Source organism: Ornithinimicrobium sp. (genome assembly GCF_030537745.1).
Lineage (GTDB): Bacteria > Actinomycetota > Actinomycetes > Actinomycetales > Dermatophilaceae > Ornithinicoccus.
Map to the genome: position 1 here is coordinate 1 of NZ_JAUNVI010000060.1, position 15,543 is coordinate 15,543.

The window sequence follows — 15,543 nt, forward strand, 5'->3', positions numbered from 1 at the left end:
TCCTCGTTGGTGATCGCGGCCAGCGCCATCCGCAGGCTGCCCGCGCGCACCTTGTCCCGGGCACGCATCGCGTCGGTCAGGTCGTGCTGGAGGGTGGCCTTGAGTCCGGTCTGGTCGGTCATGTCGCCAGTCTCTCACCGGTGTCGATCCCACCCACCCCTTTCCCACCGGACGGTCGCCCCTGCCACACCGGGCGGTCGCTCTGGACACTCCGGATGGGCACTCTTGCCACCGCCCTGGGATGATTGGGGACATGCATCAGCAGGTATGGCGCACTCTCGCTGCGGGGACGGCCGTCGCGGCAGGTGGCGCGGCCTATGCGACCTGGATCGAGCCCCGTCTCTTCGCCCTGCGCCGCGTCGAGGTGCCCTGCCTGCCAGCCGGGACCCGACCGCTGCGCGTCCTTCACCTCTCCGACCTGCACCTGGTCCCACGCCAGCGGATGAAGCGCGACTGGGTGGCTGGCCTGGCCGCTCTACTCCCGGATCTGGTCATCAGCACTGGCGACAACCTGGCGGCCATGGACGCAGTCCCCGCCGTGCTCGAGACCTACGACGCGCTCCTGGACGTGCCTGGCGTCTTCGTGCTCGGCTCCAATGACTACTACGGCCCGACGGCTAAGAACCCGCTGCGCTACTTCGACGACAGCCACACCAAGGTGGGGATCGGCGGGGAACGGGACGACGACGCGCTCAACCCCCGTCGACTGCCCACCCAGGACCTCATCGATGGACTCAGCTCCCGAGGCTGGCGCGACCTGACCAACGCACGAACGCGGCTCTCGGTGGCGCAGGTCCCGCTCGAGTTCGTCGGCGTCGACGATCCCCACCTCGACTACGACGACTACCCCACGGTTTCCGCGCCGGCTGCGCCGGATGCCGCGCTGACCATCGGGGTGACGCACGCTCCCTACCAGCGGATCCTGGACGCGATGACCGCGGACGGGGCGCGACTGATCTTCGCGGGCCACACGCACGGTGGACAGCTGCAGGTGCCGGGGTATGGCGCGCTCGTCACCAACTGCGACCTGGAGACCGGCCGCGCCTCCGGGCTCTCGCGTTGGTGGCCAGGCGCCGGGTCACGACCGTCCTCACAGGCACCGGCCGACGCAGCCTGGCTGCACGTGTCTGCCGGGCTCGGCAGCAACCCCTACACGCCCTTTCGCTTTGCCTGCCGTCCGGAGGCGACCTTGCTCACCCTTCGCGCTGCCGCCTGAGCAGTCCGGCCCGCCTCAGCCGACTTCTCGTCCCTCACTCGGGCTCGCCTCCGCACCGCCGCTGTTGCCCAGGAGCACTCGCGTCAGCTCCTCTTGACCGGCGAGCAAGCCGTCCAGCGCTGTCCGCAGATGGCCATCGTCCGGCTCGACCCCGTCGACGGCGGCCAAGAGCACCGATCGCCGCATCAGCTCCTTCATGAAGGATGCCGTCATGCCCTCGGACCGTTCGGCCGCCTCCAGGAGCACCTCATCGCCATACCCCACAGGCCCTCGATAAAGCTCCAGCAACCGACGCCGTCCATCAGCGTCAGGCAACGGCACCTCTACCGCCTGGTCGACCCGACCAGGTCGCTGCACAAGGGCCCGCTCCAGGGTCTCGACCCTGTTGGTGGTGAGCAGGAAGGTGACGTCGGCATCAGCGTCGAGCCCGTCCATCGCGTCGAGCACCTCGAAGAGGAGGGGCCGTCCTGTCGGGCTCATCCCACGGTCTTCGGCGACGAGGTCGCAGTCCTCCAGCACGACGATCGCCGGCTGGAGGGCGCGCGCCAGCGTGGCGGCGAGGGAGACGTAGGCCAGCGACTCCCCTGCCAGCACGGCCACCGTATGGCCAGGGCTGCGGGTGATGAGGTGCCGCACGGTGTGGGTCTTGCCGGTGCCCGGTGGCCCGTAGAGGAGCAGCCCGCGCTTGAGGTGCTGGCCATAGCGGCGCAGGACTTCGGCGTGCTCGGCTATCCCGACCACGTGCGCGACGATCCGCTCCATCGAGGCTGGGGGCAGGATCACCTGCTCGGCCGTGATCTCGGGTCGCTCCAGGAAGGTGATGCCCGACGACTCCGCGCCGTAGCCGCTGGATTCGAACGAGATGACCTGCCCACGCAGCACGCTGTGCTCGATCGAGAGCTCTCGAGCCTCGTCGAGCAGCGCGGTCGCCACGTCACCGTCGGCGCAGATGACCTCGACCGTGCATTTGTCCTGGCCGAACCTCGGGTTGGATCGTCGCTGCATGACCCCGATCGGCTCGCCGCGATGGTGAAACAAGCGCATGCCGAAGCCGATGGCTCGTCGGTGCGAGTGAGGTCCGGTCGGCACCGAGACGTAGTCGACCTGGCCCACCGGCAGCCGCCCGTGCGAGCCGGCGACGAAGTCGGGCAGGGTCTGGTGGTAGCGCATCTCCCCACCGCCGACCCCCAACTCCATCGCCTGCGGGTCGCCTTGCGCGAGGATCTCGAGGGCGACGTCCCAGTCGGCGAAGCGATGGTTCATCACCTCCTCGGTGACCACTGCCAGCTGCCCTGCCGGTCGTCCCAGGTATGCCGTGAGCGCGGCGGCGAAGCGCTCCTGGTCGCCGTCCTCGGCATAGTTCTGGTGCGCGAGCTCAGACAGCTCCCGGAACGACTCGAGGAATCCCCGCAACTCCATCTCACCCATGGTCGCCAACCTATCGGCGAGGACCGACAGGCGACACAGATTTAGTTGCGTCGCTATGCGTGCGTTATCCTTGCGGACGCTGCGGCAGACCGGTTGACGGTCGGGCTCAGCAGCCACGGGGTGTGGCGCAGCTTGGTAGCGCGCTTCGTTCGGGACGAAGAGGTCGCAGGTTCAAATCCTGTCACCCCGACCATGGCACGAAAGGGCCGTTGACCTGCGGAAACGCGGGTTCAGCGGCCCTTCCGATTTCCGGGTCGTGCCTTGAACGTGCCTGGAGATTTCGCTCCACCAGGCGACTCGGTGGGCCCCGGACCCCGTGACCGGCCCGGCTGGCGTCTGGCCCAGAGCGTCACCGCCGGGTAGGTCCAGGCAGTGCAGGCGCAGCAGGCCCATGATGGGCGAAGTCAGCACGTGGGCGCCACCTCGACGTTCGGTCACATGCATGGCCGCCGCCAGGAGCGCGTCGACGCTCACCGCCCGGCAGACGCTGAGGCCGCGAGACCACCCGCCCTACGCCGTGACCGTCCCTCGACCCAGGCATACCGCTGAGCGTCAGCACCCTCACCGCGTGATCCGCCCACCACGCCCCAGCTCGAGCGCATCCCCCGATCCACGCCCCATGGTCCACGTCGCCGCCTTCCCTCACGCGCACCTCCCTCTTTCACGCTCCCCCTTCGCCGACGGTCACCACAGCCCTCGCTGCGCTCGAGAAGGACACACCTGGTGCACTCGGTGAAATTGGTGGCAGAAAAGTGACTCCCTGAGGGCCGTTCGTCCGCATTAGGTAGGTGTGATGACCTTGCACAAACTCGCCGCCGGGAGCGGGTACACGTACCTGACGGGTCAGGTCGCCCAGCACGACGCGACCGAACGTCGGCAGGCCGGCCTGGCCTCCTACTACGAGGAGAAGGGCGAGGCGCCCGGTCGTTGGCTCGGCACCGGGCTGGCCGGACTCGACCTGGCCGAGGGAGACGTCGTCACCGAGGAGCAGATGAAGCTGCTGTTCGGGCAGGGCCGCCACCCCCGGTCCGGCGAGCCCCAGGCGGCCGAGCGTGGGTGGGGCGGGCTGGGGCGGGCGTTCCCGACGTTCGACGCCACGTCCTTGCGGCAGGTCACCGCGCAGGCCTTCAGCGAGCACAACACCAGCCAGGGGTTGGCGTGGAACCATCCGATCCTCCCGGAGGAGCGGGCACGCATCCGCACCCGGGTCGTCCGGGAGGTGTTCGAGCAGCGGCAGGGCCGGGCACCTGTGGACGAGGCCGAGCTGACGACGTTCGTCGCCAAGGCGTCGCGGCCGGCGCAGGTGCCGGTGGCGGGGTTCGACCTGACGTTCTCACCGGTGAAGTCGGTCTCGGCCCTGTGGGCGCTTGCCCCGGCCGACGTCGCCCGGCAGGTAGTGGCTGCGCACCAGGACGCGGTCGGCGCGACGCTGGCGATGCTCGAGCGCGAGGTGGCGTTCACCCGGGTGGGGAAGGGCGGCATCCGCCAGGTGCCCGTGGTGGGTCCGGTGGCGGCGGCGTTCGACCACCGCGACTCCCGCACGGGCGACCCGGACCTGCACACCCACGTCGTCGTCTCGAACAAGGTGCAGTCCCTGCCGCAGGAGGGCGGGCGGTGGTTGACGCTGGACGGGCGGATGCTGTTCAAGGCCAAGGTGATGGCCTCCGAGCACTACAACACCCACCTCGAAGCTGGCCTGGTCGACCGCCTCGGTGTCCGCTTCGCCGAACGCCCCTCACCTGAGGGCAAGCGGGCGGTGCGGGAGATCGACGGCATCGACCCGGCCCTCCTCGCGGCGTGGTCGTCCCGGCGGCGGGCGATCGAGACAAGGGGGCGCGAGCTCGCCTCGGACTTCCTGGCCAACCACGGGAGGACCCCCACCACGATCGAGTCGCTGGCCCTGGCGCAGCAGGCGAACCTGGAGACCCGGCCCGGCAAGCACGAACCTCGCTCCGAGTCCGAGCAGCGCGCCGCCTGGCGTGAACAGGCGACCGCCGTGCTCGCCCGCGCGGGTCGCAGCCCGGAGGACATGGTCTCCGCGGCGGTGGGGGCGCGGTGGGGGCGCACCCATGGACGCGGCTCAGAGACGGATATCCCCGCAGGTCCGCGGGTGGGGACGCTGCCGGGCCACCTGCGGCAGGGGCGGGGTGGGGGCGTGCGCCCCCAGGTCGTCGCCGCGCGGGTGTTGTCGGTGCTGGAGGGGTCGCGGGCGACGTGGCAGGTGTGGCACGTGCGCGCCGAGACCCTGCGCCAGCTCCGCACCGCCCAGGTCCCCCTGGACAAGCTCGAGGCGTACCAACGTGACGTCGAGCGGTGGGTGCTGCAGGGCTTCTCGGTGCCGGTCGGGGTACCGCCGCAGCTGGGCGAACCGGAGGTGCTGCGCCGTCCGGACGGGCAGTCCGCCCACGTCGTGCATGGCAGTCAGGCCTACACCTCCAGGGCGATCCTGGCGGCCGAGGACGAGCTCCTCGCGCTGGGGCTGCGTCGCGACGGCCGCCAGGCCGCCCCGGACGTGGTCGAGACCGTCCTGGCCGGCCAGAGTGGCGACGGTCCGGGCCTGGACCGGTCTCAGGGGGCGATGGTCCGCAGCCTGGCCACCAGCGGGTGCCGGGTGCAGGTCGCCCTCGCCCCGGCCGGTGCCGGCAAGACTGCCGCCCTGCGTGTGCTGGCACGGGCCTGGGAGGCCTCCGGCGGTACCGTCCTGGGCCTGGCGCCCACTGCGGTCGCCGCGGAGGAGCTCGGCCGCGCCACCGGAATCCCCGCCGACACTCTCGCCAAGTACCTCCACCAGACCACAACCGGAGCCGCCCACGGCGTCCAGAACCTGACGGGCGGCGCGAACTCCCGCGTGGGGTCGGGGGCGTTGGTGCTGATCGACGAGGCGGGGATGGCCGGCACCCGCGACCTCGCGGCCGCGGTCCGTCAGATTGTCGACGCCGGTGGCAGCGTCCGCTTGGTCGGGGACGACCAGCAGCTGGCGGCCGTCGCGGCTGGCGGGATCTTCCGTGACCTGGCCGAGCAGGGCCACGCGCACGGCACCACCGCGACGTTGACCGAGCTGCACCGGTTCACCGACGCCGCCGAAGGAGCCGCCACTCTCGCGATCCGCGAGGGCGACCCCGCCGCCCTGGACCACTACTTGGACCGGGACCGGGTCCACGCCGGCGACACCGGGGACGTGGTCGAGGCGGCGTACGCCGCCTGGGCCGCCGACCAGCAGGCCGGGCTGTCCAGCCTGCTGCTGGCCGCGACCCGGGAAACCGTGCGCGAGCTGAACCAGCGCGCCCGGCAGGCCCGCCTCGACACGACCGGGCAGCCCCCGGGGCGGGAGGTGACCCTGTCCGACGGCACCCGCACCAGTGCCGGTGACACCGTAGTCACCCGCCGCAACGACCGACGCCTGCGCTCCCGTAGCGGGTCCTGGGTCAAGAACGGCGACCGGTGGCGTCTCCTGGCCGTCCACCCCGACGGGACTATCTTGGTGGAACGCGATGATCTGGCCGCACGCGCCGGTGGCGCCCGGCGGTTGACGCTTCCGGCGGGGTACGTGGCCGAGCACGTCCAGCTGGGGTACGCCAGCACCATCCACGGCGCCCAGGGCGCCACCGTCGACACCACCCACACCGTCCTCACCGGCACCGAGACCCGGCAAGGCCTCTACGTCGCCCTCTCCCGCGGCCGCCAGGCCAACCACCTGTACGTCGCCACACCCACCGCCTCCTTGGACGGTGTCGGTCCCGAGGCCCAGGACACGTCGGTCGACCAGCGGCAGGTGCTCACCGCCATCCTGGACCGCGACGGTCGCGCCCTCTCCGCCACGACCGTCGAGCGCGGCGACGCCGCGCTCGAGCTGCGGGAGGCCGCACTGGCCTACCAGGACGCCCTGCCGGTCCTGGCGCAGCAGCACCTCGGACGTGAGCGGATGGCGGCGCTGGACGACAGTCTCGAGGACTGGCTGCCCGGCCTCACCGCAGCACCGGCCTACCCCTACCTGCGCGGCCAGCTCGCCGTGCGTTGGGTCGACGGGGCGCCACCCCGGGCCGTGATCGAGCAGGCCACCTGGTACCGCGGCAAGCAGAGCCTGTTCCAGGCCGACGATCACGCCGCCGCGCTCTCCTGGCGCATCGCCGGTGCCGCTCCGCCGTCGCACAAGGACGCGCCCCTCCCCTGGCTGCCCGGCGCCCCACCCGCCTTACGGCAGGACACGGAGACGAGCGATTACCTGGACCGACTCACGTGGCGGATCGACGAGCTCAAGCAGCGCGTCGTCATCGAGGCCCAGCAGTCAGGAGCATCCGAGCGGGTGCCCTGGCAACGCACCCTGCCGCCGGGCGCTGACGACCGCCTGATCGGCGACCTCGCGGTCTGGCGGGCCGCCCACGGCATCCCACCCACCGACCCCCACCCCACCGGACCGCCCATGAAAGACCCCGACGCGGCCAGGCACCAGGCCAGGCTGGTCCGGCTGGTCCGGCGACTCACCACGCCGTCCCCGGCTCTCCGCAGGCCGAAGCCAGACGCGGCCGGCGAGCGCCTCCGAACCAGCCAACGACGAGCAGAGCATTACCCCTTCGAGGGTCCATCGCGTGAGGTATCCGGCCCGAGCCGATGACCCGTCCGCAGCGGACGACGTCCCTCAGCTCACCGCTGCCGCGTGCTCGATACATTACTGTATCGCCGATGAGCGGGCTTCTTGGAAAGGCGCGCGGGCGTACTAATGGCGGCGGTGCTCACCCTTCCAGCCCTGCCTCGCAGCGCACGAACCCGGCTAGCAGACTTGGTGGCCTAGTCCCCGGCTCCGTAGAGACGGTCATCGGGGGGCGTCTCTGGGCACAACTCCTCCAAGGTCATCAGATCAAGGCCTTCGGTCGCCGTCCAGTGCTCCCGTCCGGTCAGCGCGTAACGTTCTACAAACGTCTCGAAACTCGGTGGCGATGATGCCTCCACGCCTTGGTCTCGAAGACACTGCGTCACCTCGGTCCTGTTCCAGTCATAGATGGCGCGCAGCTGGTCCACGGAGTAGGGCTCGAAGTACTTGTCCTCCAGGGGGTACCGGGCGTAGCAGACGTACTGGGACAACTTCATGGCCTCGGCTTGATCCTTCGAGAACTCGATGGCCTGTTGGCCGTGCTGATCGGTCACAGAGGGAAACCCCTGCTCAGCCATGCACTCGAAGTGCACGTCGTTCGCTTCGGCCAGGGTGACGCTTCTCACGGGGAGGACCTCAGGCGGATCTCCGTCGAGGTTCAACGAGCGCCAGTATGGGTCGAGGGTCTCCTGGAACGTCTGTGGTCGTGTTGGGTCGTTAGATTCGACGGCATCGCGTATGTCGTCATCCGACATTGACGCGCCAGGCTCCTGCATTCCGCTCGGCGCAGAGGTGGCAGAACCGGAGTCCGCTGCTGAGGGAGATGATGATGGGCTCGTAGCGGCAGTTTCACTACTGCTGCTGTCGCCCCTGTCAGGTTCCGTGCAACCGACGACGGCCAGCAGCACGAGGGCGCAGACTGGCAGCAACGAGGTGCGTTCTCGATCCGTGTGCATGGCTCCCCCATCGGTGACCCACTATCGACCCAGTGGTGGTGGCCGGAGGAGCACGACAGTCCTCCGTCCGAGTGCCCAGCCGCCCAGGGTGACGTGACGATACACCCCACCGATCTCAGAATCTCGACCAAAGGCCATGGCGATCAGCATGGCCACGATCGAGCAGACCATCGCACCGCAGAGGCTCCCGCACGGGGCTCCACCGCCACCCGGACCAGCCCAACACCAGCGAGCAGCCGTTTACCGGATTTGCCGCATCCCGTACCGTTCTGCCCGCGGCCGTGCAGCCGGTAAAGGCCACATGGGTCTCCCGTCACGGGTAAGGGAAGCGGAACTAGACCTCGGTCGTGCGCCGCCAGAAGCGTGCCTTTGCCGCCCCTGGTGATGCTGGCGGTGGGCTCCGGGTCCTCGCCTCGAACGCCTGGAGGATGGGCGTGGCAACCTTGGCGGTGCGTCGGTCGTGGGAGGGGTATGTGGCGAGCACAGATGAGGGGGGACCGTGAAGAGCGAAGCTGACGAGCGGTTCGCGGCCTTCGTGGACCGCGAGAGCGGGGAGCTGCTCCGTGTCGGCTGGTACCTCACTTCGGACCCTGACGAAGCTCGTGACCTGGTACAAGAGGCCTTGACCCGCGTGTACGGGCATTGGGGGAACCTGCGGCCGGGTGAAGAGCTCGGTTATGTCCGTCGCACGATGGTCAACCTGCAGCGTGACGTGGCCCGCCGGCGCGGGCGCGCTGCCCTTCTTCCCTGGCACCGGACCTCGGGGATCGAAGCTGGTCGGGACGTTCCCGACCACGCCACACACGTTGCTGAACGGGGAGCGATGGCTGCGGCGTTGCAGCAGTTGCCTCCCCGCCAACGGGCCGTGATCGTGCTGCGGCATGCCTGCGACCTGTCGGAGCGGCAGGTCGCCGAGGAGCTCGGGATCTCGGTAGGAGCGGTCAAGAGCGCCGGGTCGCGTGGCCTGGCCAAGCTACGGGCGCGGCTCGCAACCCAGGAGCAGAGCGTCGAGGACCACGAGGACGAGGATGCGGAGGTGGCCCGATGAGGACCGACGAAGAGACCTGGCTGCGCGAGCAGCTGCAGCTGGACGCACCGCCACCGATGAGACCCCTTGACGGGCGGATGGTGTTGCACCAGGGACGCAGCCGGCGTCGTCGTCAGCGGATCGCCACGACGACCCCGCTGGCCGCGGCAGGCGCGCTGGTCCTGGGAACCTCGCTGTGGGCCGCGCAGCTTCTGCCCGACTCGGTGCAGGAAGCCCTGCCTGCCGCGCCCAGCTCAACGGCACCGTGCCCTGACATCGCTCCCGGCGAGGGCTCCTTGGCGGACGGCAGTGCTGGAACCCAGGTGACCTCCGAGGTTGGGCACCTGGCGGTCCTGGACTGGGTCGCGCAAGACGGCACCAAGGTCTTGGTCATCCGCACCGCCGACGGTTGTCTGGTACCTGACGAGCAAGGGGAAGGCCAGTCCAGCGGGGTTGGGCTGAGCGTGCTGACCCAGGCACCCGGCGGGCCGCTCCTGCTGCACGGATCCAGAGACCCGGGCGAGGATGTGGCCCGCTGGGGCGCCTCCATACTTCAGGTGCCCGGCCAGGACGTCGTGGTGGGCATCGTCCCACCAGCAGCTCAACGGGTCGCCCTTTCCGGGGGCGAGCCGGGCCAGCAGCTCACGCCAGTCCTCGATGACCAGGACCAGGTCGTTGCCCAGGTAGCCCGCCTCCCGTACGAGCACGCCCCGGCGGCGGTGCTCTGGCAGATCGACGACACATGGTCGTTGAGCTGGACCGCAGCCGACGTGGTCGCCCAACCGCTGCCAAACGAGTGGAGCTCCCCACCCCTGCCCAGCACGGTGACCGACCCGCCAGAATGGGCGGCCTGGCCCCAGCTCGCCAGGACCGAAGAGGACGGCCGCTGGTGGATATGGGTCGGCGACGGCAATGTTCTCGGACCGATAGAGGCACCGGAGGGAGCGTGGGCGATCCACCTCACCGACGACAAACTCGGAGATGCCTTCCTGGGTTGGGTCCCCTCAGGGACCAAGCAACTCCTCATCGACGGTGACCCCTGGGAGGTGCTGGCCATGGAACAAACGATCGGCGAGCCGCTCGCTGGCCTGACGCCCTTCGCTCGCGACGTCTACCAGCCGGCTCAGCAGGTAGTCGCAATCGACCAGAACGGAGAACAGACAACGATCCAGATCATCGAAGCGCCCCTCCCCAACTGAACCCGCGCTACCTGTCGGAGGCTGCCGGTCAACATCCGGATCTGCCGCTGTGCGCAAGACCGAGGAGCGAGACTCAACGTTTCCGCCGGTTCGCTCTCAGCATGTCGGTGAGGAGCCAGAGCAGCGCCACTAGTGCTAACGAGCCGGCAACGAGGCTCAATTCGGGTTCATTCACCATGAGAGCCGTCAGGCTTGCCAGGAGAAGACCCACGGCCAACAGAACTCGAGGCCACTTCCCCGACACGGCTGCCTCCTAGCTGTTGCAATCGGGCTCGGGTCCGCTGTCACTCAGACCCCACCGGTGCGACCCTAAGGAGGCGATCCGGCCGGCGCTTAGCTGACTCGCCGAAGGTAGCAGGTGTGAGACGAAGACCATCCGCTTCTGCCGCCCGTCGCGCACCAGGCGGGGAACGGTGCTGTCAGGTGCCGCTCACGCCGGAGGCAACCTTTGCCGTCCCGCGCGACTAGGAGAGGGTGAGATCCGACACGGGAGGTTGACGTGGGAGCACGCGGGCGGCGTCAGCGCGACGCGGAGTTCACCGAGTTCGTCGAGCAGGCGAGCCCGGAGCTGCTGCGCATCGCGTGGTTCATCACCGGGGACGTGCACCGTGCCCAGGACCTGGTGCAGGGTGCGCTGCTTCGGACGTACCGAGCCTGGCACCGCGTCGACCCGCCCCGCGCAGTCGCCTACACCCGCACCGTCATGCTGAACCTCACCCGCCAGGACTGGCGGCGCGAGGGGCGGGGCCGGGTCCATCCGCAGGCCGAGGTCGGTGATCTGTTGCCGCATACCCCGGACCACGCCGACGTCACCGGCGAGCAGGATCGGCTGGTACGAGGGCTGCGGTCGCTGCCCGAGCGACAACGGACGATCGTGGTACTCCGCTACTACGGCGACCTCTCTGAGCAGCAGTGCGCCGACGAGCTCGGCATCTCCACCGGGGCCGTGAAAAGCGCGGCCTCCCGCGGTCTTGCCCGCCTGCGGGAACACCTCGCGACACAGGAGATCCACCCATGAACGCCGACATCGAGCAGCGCATCCGCACCGGTCTGGCCCAAGCACCCACACCCGCCGATCTACGGCTCGACGCCGACGCGGTGACCCGCCTCGCCTCCCGCAGCCACCGACGCCGGCGCACCGGCCAGGCCCTGGTGTCAGGTATGGCCTCCCTCGCCGTCCTTGGCACCGTCACCTGGGCCGGCGGCTGGCTGCCCGGGGACGTGCAGCGTGCCCTGCCCGCCTCCCCGTGGTCGGGGTGTCCTATCTCCGGTTCCCTCTCGGGTGAGCGAGCCATTCAGCTCGCCGACCTCGAGCACGTGGCCATCCCCCTGCGGGACGGCAGCACCGTGGTGGCCGGGCAGGCGCAGGGGTGTCCCGAAGGTGACCTCCTGCTCATGTCTGCCACCCCGGAGCCGGCGGACGCACTGCCCGCGACCGTGCCCGTCCAGGGCGCCCTCGGCAACGATGTCGACCCGCACATGGAGGAGCTGTCCTCATGGTGGAGCGGCCTCCAGCTGCCGGACGGTCGACGGGTCACCGGCGTCATGCTGCCGCACGGCGCGACAGACCTGGTCCGCGTAGGCCCGGACAGTGTGGAGGCGCCCTCGACCAGTCCCGTGCGGGTCCCGGGGACGAACCTGGACGCGGTCGTCTTCGAGGACTCCTGGCCCGATGGTGAGGACCTCGCCCAGGTCTGGCGAGGCACCGACGGGCTGGTCCACACCTCCTGGAGCGCAGGGACCACCTCACGTGTGTGGCAGGGGAACGACCCTGCTGCCCGGATCACGGACACCTGGGTGGCTCAGGACCGGCAGGAGCAGCAGTGGGTCATGCGGGACGGGAAGGTGAACGGACCGGTTCCCGTCTCGGCCGAGCCCTACGCCGTCGCCTTCCCGACCGACACCACCGACGGGGTCGAGGTCGTGGTGGTGCTACCCGATCGCGTGGGCGAGCTTCGCCTGGAGGACGGCTCCAGGGTGCAGACCCTGTGGCTGGGCTCCCACGAGGAAGAACGGACGCTGCACGCCGCTCTGGTCACGCTGGAGGACCTGACCCCCAACGAGCCGCTGCCCGACCTGGCGTGGGTGTCCGACACAGACGCCGACCCGCAGCCAGTGCCAGTCATCCAGCCCTAACCCGACCAGACGCACGCATCTGCCGCAGAGAGCCCTCGGGCGCACGGCTGGGAGCCGTGCACTTACAGGCTCAGTCGATGTAGACCGGCTGATCAGACACGAAGACCTGGAAGGAGGGACCAGGCGTCTCTTCCTCCCCGCGCTGTTGTCCGGTCGGGCCAGGGTCGAAGTACCAGTAGTCGACTACCACCCACTGCTGCTCGCCCTCTGTCAGGTCGAGAGCCTGCTCGACCTTTGCGCCGGTGTCGGACACCACGGTGAGGAGGTGAGGCCCCGGCGCGACGTTCACCCCGAACAGGGTGACGGAATGCTGGTCCTCGACATTGAAGGCCTGATCGAAGATAAACTCGCCGTCCAGACTAGCGCTGAGCTGCACGTCCGGGTGGTCGAAGGCTTGATTGCTCACCCTCACGATCAACGGCTGCACGGCCTCGGCCCAGGACTCACCGGGCGGGAACACCCGCACCGTGAAGTCGGCAGTGGGGCTCTGGCTGCGTGTCGAGAGGGCCCCATCCACGGTCGTTTCACCGGCCGGTGTGGAGGTGCCTGCCGACTGCGTCGTCTCGCAGCCGGTCAGCAGCGCGAGCGCGCCAGCCAACGCGACGGCACGGAAAGCTCGACCACACCGCATAGATCGGCCTCTCGTCGTGGGGCGACTGGACTCGGACGTAACCCATCCCCCGTCGGTTCCATCCGGATCTGCCGCCAGGCGGGCGTCTGTTGAGAGTGCCTTGCCGGATGCGTTCTTATTGCTTGGTTGCGTGCAGGCGCTTGGTGCGGGCGTCCGTGGGGGCCGTTCAGATGTTGACGTTGAGCGGGGTGACGTCGTCCAGCGGGTGTGAAACGACGCTGTCGTCGGCATCGGCGATGCCAACGCCGCGCACGGTCTCACCCTCTTGAAGGATGCCGCGGTCCAGTCCGAGCACGACGAGGGGTCGACCGTCGAAGAGGATGTCGATGTAGGCCGACTCGGCCTCCACCCAGCGATCCTTTCCGTCTGTCCCGACGAGCACCCGGAGGTTCTCGGCTGCTGCGTCCGGTTCCCAGCCGGGCACGATGACCACGTGGCCGCCCATGACGGGGGCGGCCAGGGCGTGTCCGTCGGTCAGGTCCTCGACGGGGATGAGCGTGGACTTGTCTCCGCGACGTAGCTCCAGCGCCGTGGGCTGCGCGGTGATCAGGAGCTGGGCGGTGCCGACGTCGAGCGTGCGGTAGGTCTCCTGCACGAAGCTCATCAGGTCGCGCTCTTCACCCTCGAACTGGTAGCGGATGACCGGTGGTCCGGTGACCAGCGTCGGGTCGGCGGCCAGGACGGCCGTCTGCGTCCCCAGCTGGGCCTGCGCGAGGACCGTGGTCTGCGACGTCACGGTCGGCGTCGAAGCCCCTTCAGGCAGCACGCCGACGCTGGTGGCAGTGACGTCCTGGCCGATCCACCCGCTCAAGCCGGCACCGGAGACCAACCGCTCGACGTGGACCGAGCCGGTGGGGTGCCGCAGGTCGGTCATGCCCCACGCCTGCCTCGCCTCGTCCAGCATGACCAGGGCGCTGACGTTACCCGCGACCAGGACGGTGCTGTCCAGCGGTGCGCCGCTGGCAGCGTGGGCGGCATCGTCGGTGAACCAGTAGAGCTCCTCCAGCTCACCGCTGCCCCCCGGGACGATCTCGGCTGCCCTGTACTGCAGCTGGGCTCCGTCGATCTCCACGGTCCCGCCCTGGCCGGCGTAGACGCCCGGCGCCCACAGCGGGGCCTCACCGCGGCTGCCAGGAGGTGACTGCCACACCGCCACGCTCAGACCCTCGACGGTGAACACCATCACCTCACCAGGGCCGTCCTGCGCGGCGACCGGGTCCAGGCGCGTCCCGTCCCGTGTCAGGACCAGCTCCGGGAATGCGTCTCCCTCGCCGCTGCGCAGCTGCCCGGTCCAGGCAGTACGGTCTGCCTCGTGCACCGGGTTGGGCGCGTTGTCGAACAGCTCGACGTCCACACCCTCCTGCCAGCTGACCGTCGCCGCCGGCACCGGGTCGCCCGTCAGGTGGGTCGGCGCGAACGGGTTGAGCGGTCCGCCGAGCCAGAGCGCCCCGACGAGCGCCAAGGCGCCCATCCCGGTAGCGGCAGACGCCTGGCGATGGCGGACTTTGCGGCGACCGGCGGCGATGACCGCACCAGGGTCGACAGACATGGCTGGTGCGAGCTCGTCGGCCCGGTCCAGCAGGTCGAGGGCTAAGTTGTCGAGGTACTCAGACATGGTTGCGTTCTCCTTCGGTCAGGGCGGCGCGCAGGGCGGCCAGCCCGCGGGAGGTGGAGCTCTTGACCGTGCCGGTGGAGACACCGAGCGTGGTGGCGGCGTCCTTCTCCGACAGGTCGAGGTAGTGCCGCAGGACCACGCACTCACGCTCGCGTCGCGGCAATGCCTGCAGGACACGGACGAGGTCGAGTGCCAGATCGACGCGGTCCCCGTGGCCCGGCGATTGGTCGGCCTCGGGCACCGTGTCGGTCAAGACCTCCTGGCGGCGCTTGCGCCACCGATCGGTGTGCAGGTTGACCAGGACGCGTCGGGCGTAGGCCACCGGGTTGTCCGCCCGCGCCCGCCGCCAGTGCGTGTAGACCCGCGCCAGCGACTCCTGCACCAGCTCCTCGGCGACATGTGGGTCACCGCTGAGCATCCACGCCGAGGTCAGCAGACGCGGGGACACCACACGGACAAAGTCCGCGAACTCTTCCTCCACGTCTCTCTTCATCTCACCTCATCGTGTCCCTCTACGTCGCCCCGGCGGGCGCCTATCCACTCAACGGCCCAGCACACCCAAAGGTTGAGTCCCTCACAGCACACCTCGGCATGTTTCACTCAAGAGCGCAGGCACAGTCCCCACCGCGACCGAGCCCGAGGTCACCCCCCCCCCCCCAACAGGCCGACCTAGGCAGGCTGCCCCGGTCAGGTACGCACAAGCTTGGCGCGGCAGCGATACTGCGCTCCGGTGAACATCCTGTACTG

The 15,543-nt window shown here is 69.6% G+C and carries 11 protein-coding genes and 1 tRNA gene; 7 read left to right on the forward strand and 5 right to left on the reverse strand.

Annotation, left to right across the window (positions count from 1 at the left end; all coding sequences use genetic code 11):
- The first annotated feature begins 253 nt into the window (after nucleotides 1-253).
- Entirely contained in the window at nucleotides 254-1,216 is a 963-nt protein-coding gene (locus Q4P07_RS11595) for a metallophosphoesterase (RefSeq protein WP_303375076.1), read from the forward strand.
- Between the two features lie 15 nt (nucleotides 1,217-1,231).
- Here the strand turns inward: Q4P07_RS11595 and Q4P07_RS11600 are convergent, their stop codons facing one another.
- A complete protein-coding gene (locus tag Q4P07_RS11600; protein ID WP_303375077.1) occupies nucleotides 1,232-2,644 on the reverse strand; it encodes an ATP-binding protein in 1,413 nt (470 codons plus the stop codon).
- A 116-nt stretch (nucleotides 2,645-2,760) separates the two neighbouring features.
- Between Q4P07_RS11600 and Q4P07_RS11605 the strand changes: the two genes are divergently transcribed.
- Together Q4P07_RS11605 and mobF are read left to right on the forward strand one after the other, a co-directional pair.
- A tRNA-Pro gene (locus tag Q4P07_RS11605) sits at nucleotides 2,761-2,837 on the forward strand.
- Nucleotides 2,838-3,437: 600 nt separating this feature from the next.
- Nucleotides 3,438-7,256 carry a MobF family relaxase gene (mobF, locus tag Q4P07_RS11610; RefSeq protein ID WP_303375078.1) on the forward strand — a complete coding sequence of 1,273 codons (3,819 nt, stop codon included), beginning with the start codon at nucleotides 3,438-3,440 and terminating at the stop codon, nucleotides 7,254-7,256.
- 173 nt (nucleotides 7,257-7,429) lie between these two features.
- Here the strand turns inward: mobF and Q4P07_RS11615 are convergent, their stop codons facing one another.
- A complete protein-coding gene (locus Q4P07_RS11615) occupies nucleotides 7,430-7,987 on the reverse strand; it encodes a hypothetical protein (RefSeq protein WP_022922520.1) in 558 nt (185 codons plus the stop codon).
- Nucleotides 7,988-8,687: 700 nt separating this feature from the next.
- Here Q4P07_RS11615 and Q4P07_RS11620 point away from each other — a divergent pair.
- The 4 genes from Q4P07_RS11620 to Q4P07_RS11635 all read left to right on the forward strand — a co-directional run bounded on the left by Q4P07_RS11620 (nucleotide 8,688) and on the right by Q4P07_RS11635 (nucleotide 12,550).
- The gene (locus Q4P07_RS11620) at nucleotides 8,688-9,236 is read left to right on the forward strand and encodes a SigE family RNA polymerase sigma factor (RefSeq protein WP_303375079.1); all 549 of its coding nucleotides are present in this window, start codon (nucleotides 8,688-8,690) and stop codon (nucleotides 9,234-9,236) included.
- Nucleotides 9,233-10,414, forward strand: coding sequence for a hypothetical protein (locus Q4P07_RS11625; RefSeq protein ID WP_289020200.1), 1,182 nt, complete (start codon nucleotides 9,233-9,235; stop codon nucleotides 10,412-10,414). The genes Q4P07_RS11620 and Q4P07_RS11625 overlap by 4 nt, the downstream gene beginning before the upstream one ends.
- Before the next feature lie 499 nt (nucleotides 10,415-10,913).
- Nucleotides 10,914-11,432, forward strand: a complete 519-nt coding sequence (locus tag Q4P07_RS11630; RefSeq protein WP_303375080.1) for a SigE family RNA polymerase sigma factor — start codon at nucleotides 10,914-10,916, stop codon at nucleotides 11,430-11,432.
- Entirely contained in the window at nucleotides 11,429-12,550 is a 1,122-nt protein-coding gene (locus tag Q4P07_RS11635; RefSeq protein ID WP_303375081.1) for a hypothetical protein, read from the forward strand. Before Q4P07_RS11630 ends, Q4P07_RS11635 begins: the two co-directional genes overlap by 4 nt.
- A gap of 70 nt (nucleotides 12,551-12,620) precedes the next feature.
- On the opposite strand, the gene Q4P07_RS11640 is transcribed toward Q4P07_RS11635, so the two are convergent.
- From Q4P07_RS11640 to Q4P07_RS11650, 3 genes are all read right to left on the reverse strand, one after another.
- Nucleotides 12,621-13,181: a hypothetical protein gene (locus tag Q4P07_RS11640; protein ID WP_303375082.1), complete on the reverse strand. Its 561-nt coding sequence runs from the start codon at nucleotides 13,179-13,181 to the stop codon at nucleotides 12,621-12,623.
- Between the two features lie 166 nt (nucleotides 13,182-13,347).
- Nucleotides 13,348-14,796 carry a hypothetical protein gene (locus tag Q4P07_RS11645; protein WP_298891744.1) on the reverse strand — a complete coding sequence of 483 codons (1,449 nt, stop codon included), beginning with the start codon at nucleotides 14,794-14,796 and terminating at the stop codon, nucleotides 13,348-13,350.
- A complete protein-coding gene (locus tag Q4P07_RS11650) occupies nucleotides 14,789-15,289 on the reverse strand; it encodes a SigE family RNA polymerase sigma factor (RefSeq protein WP_097188863.1) in 501 nt (166 codons plus the stop codon). The genes Q4P07_RS11645 and Q4P07_RS11650 overlap by 8 nt, the downstream gene beginning before the upstream one ends.
- Nucleotides 15,290-15,543 lie beyond the last annotated feature (254 nt).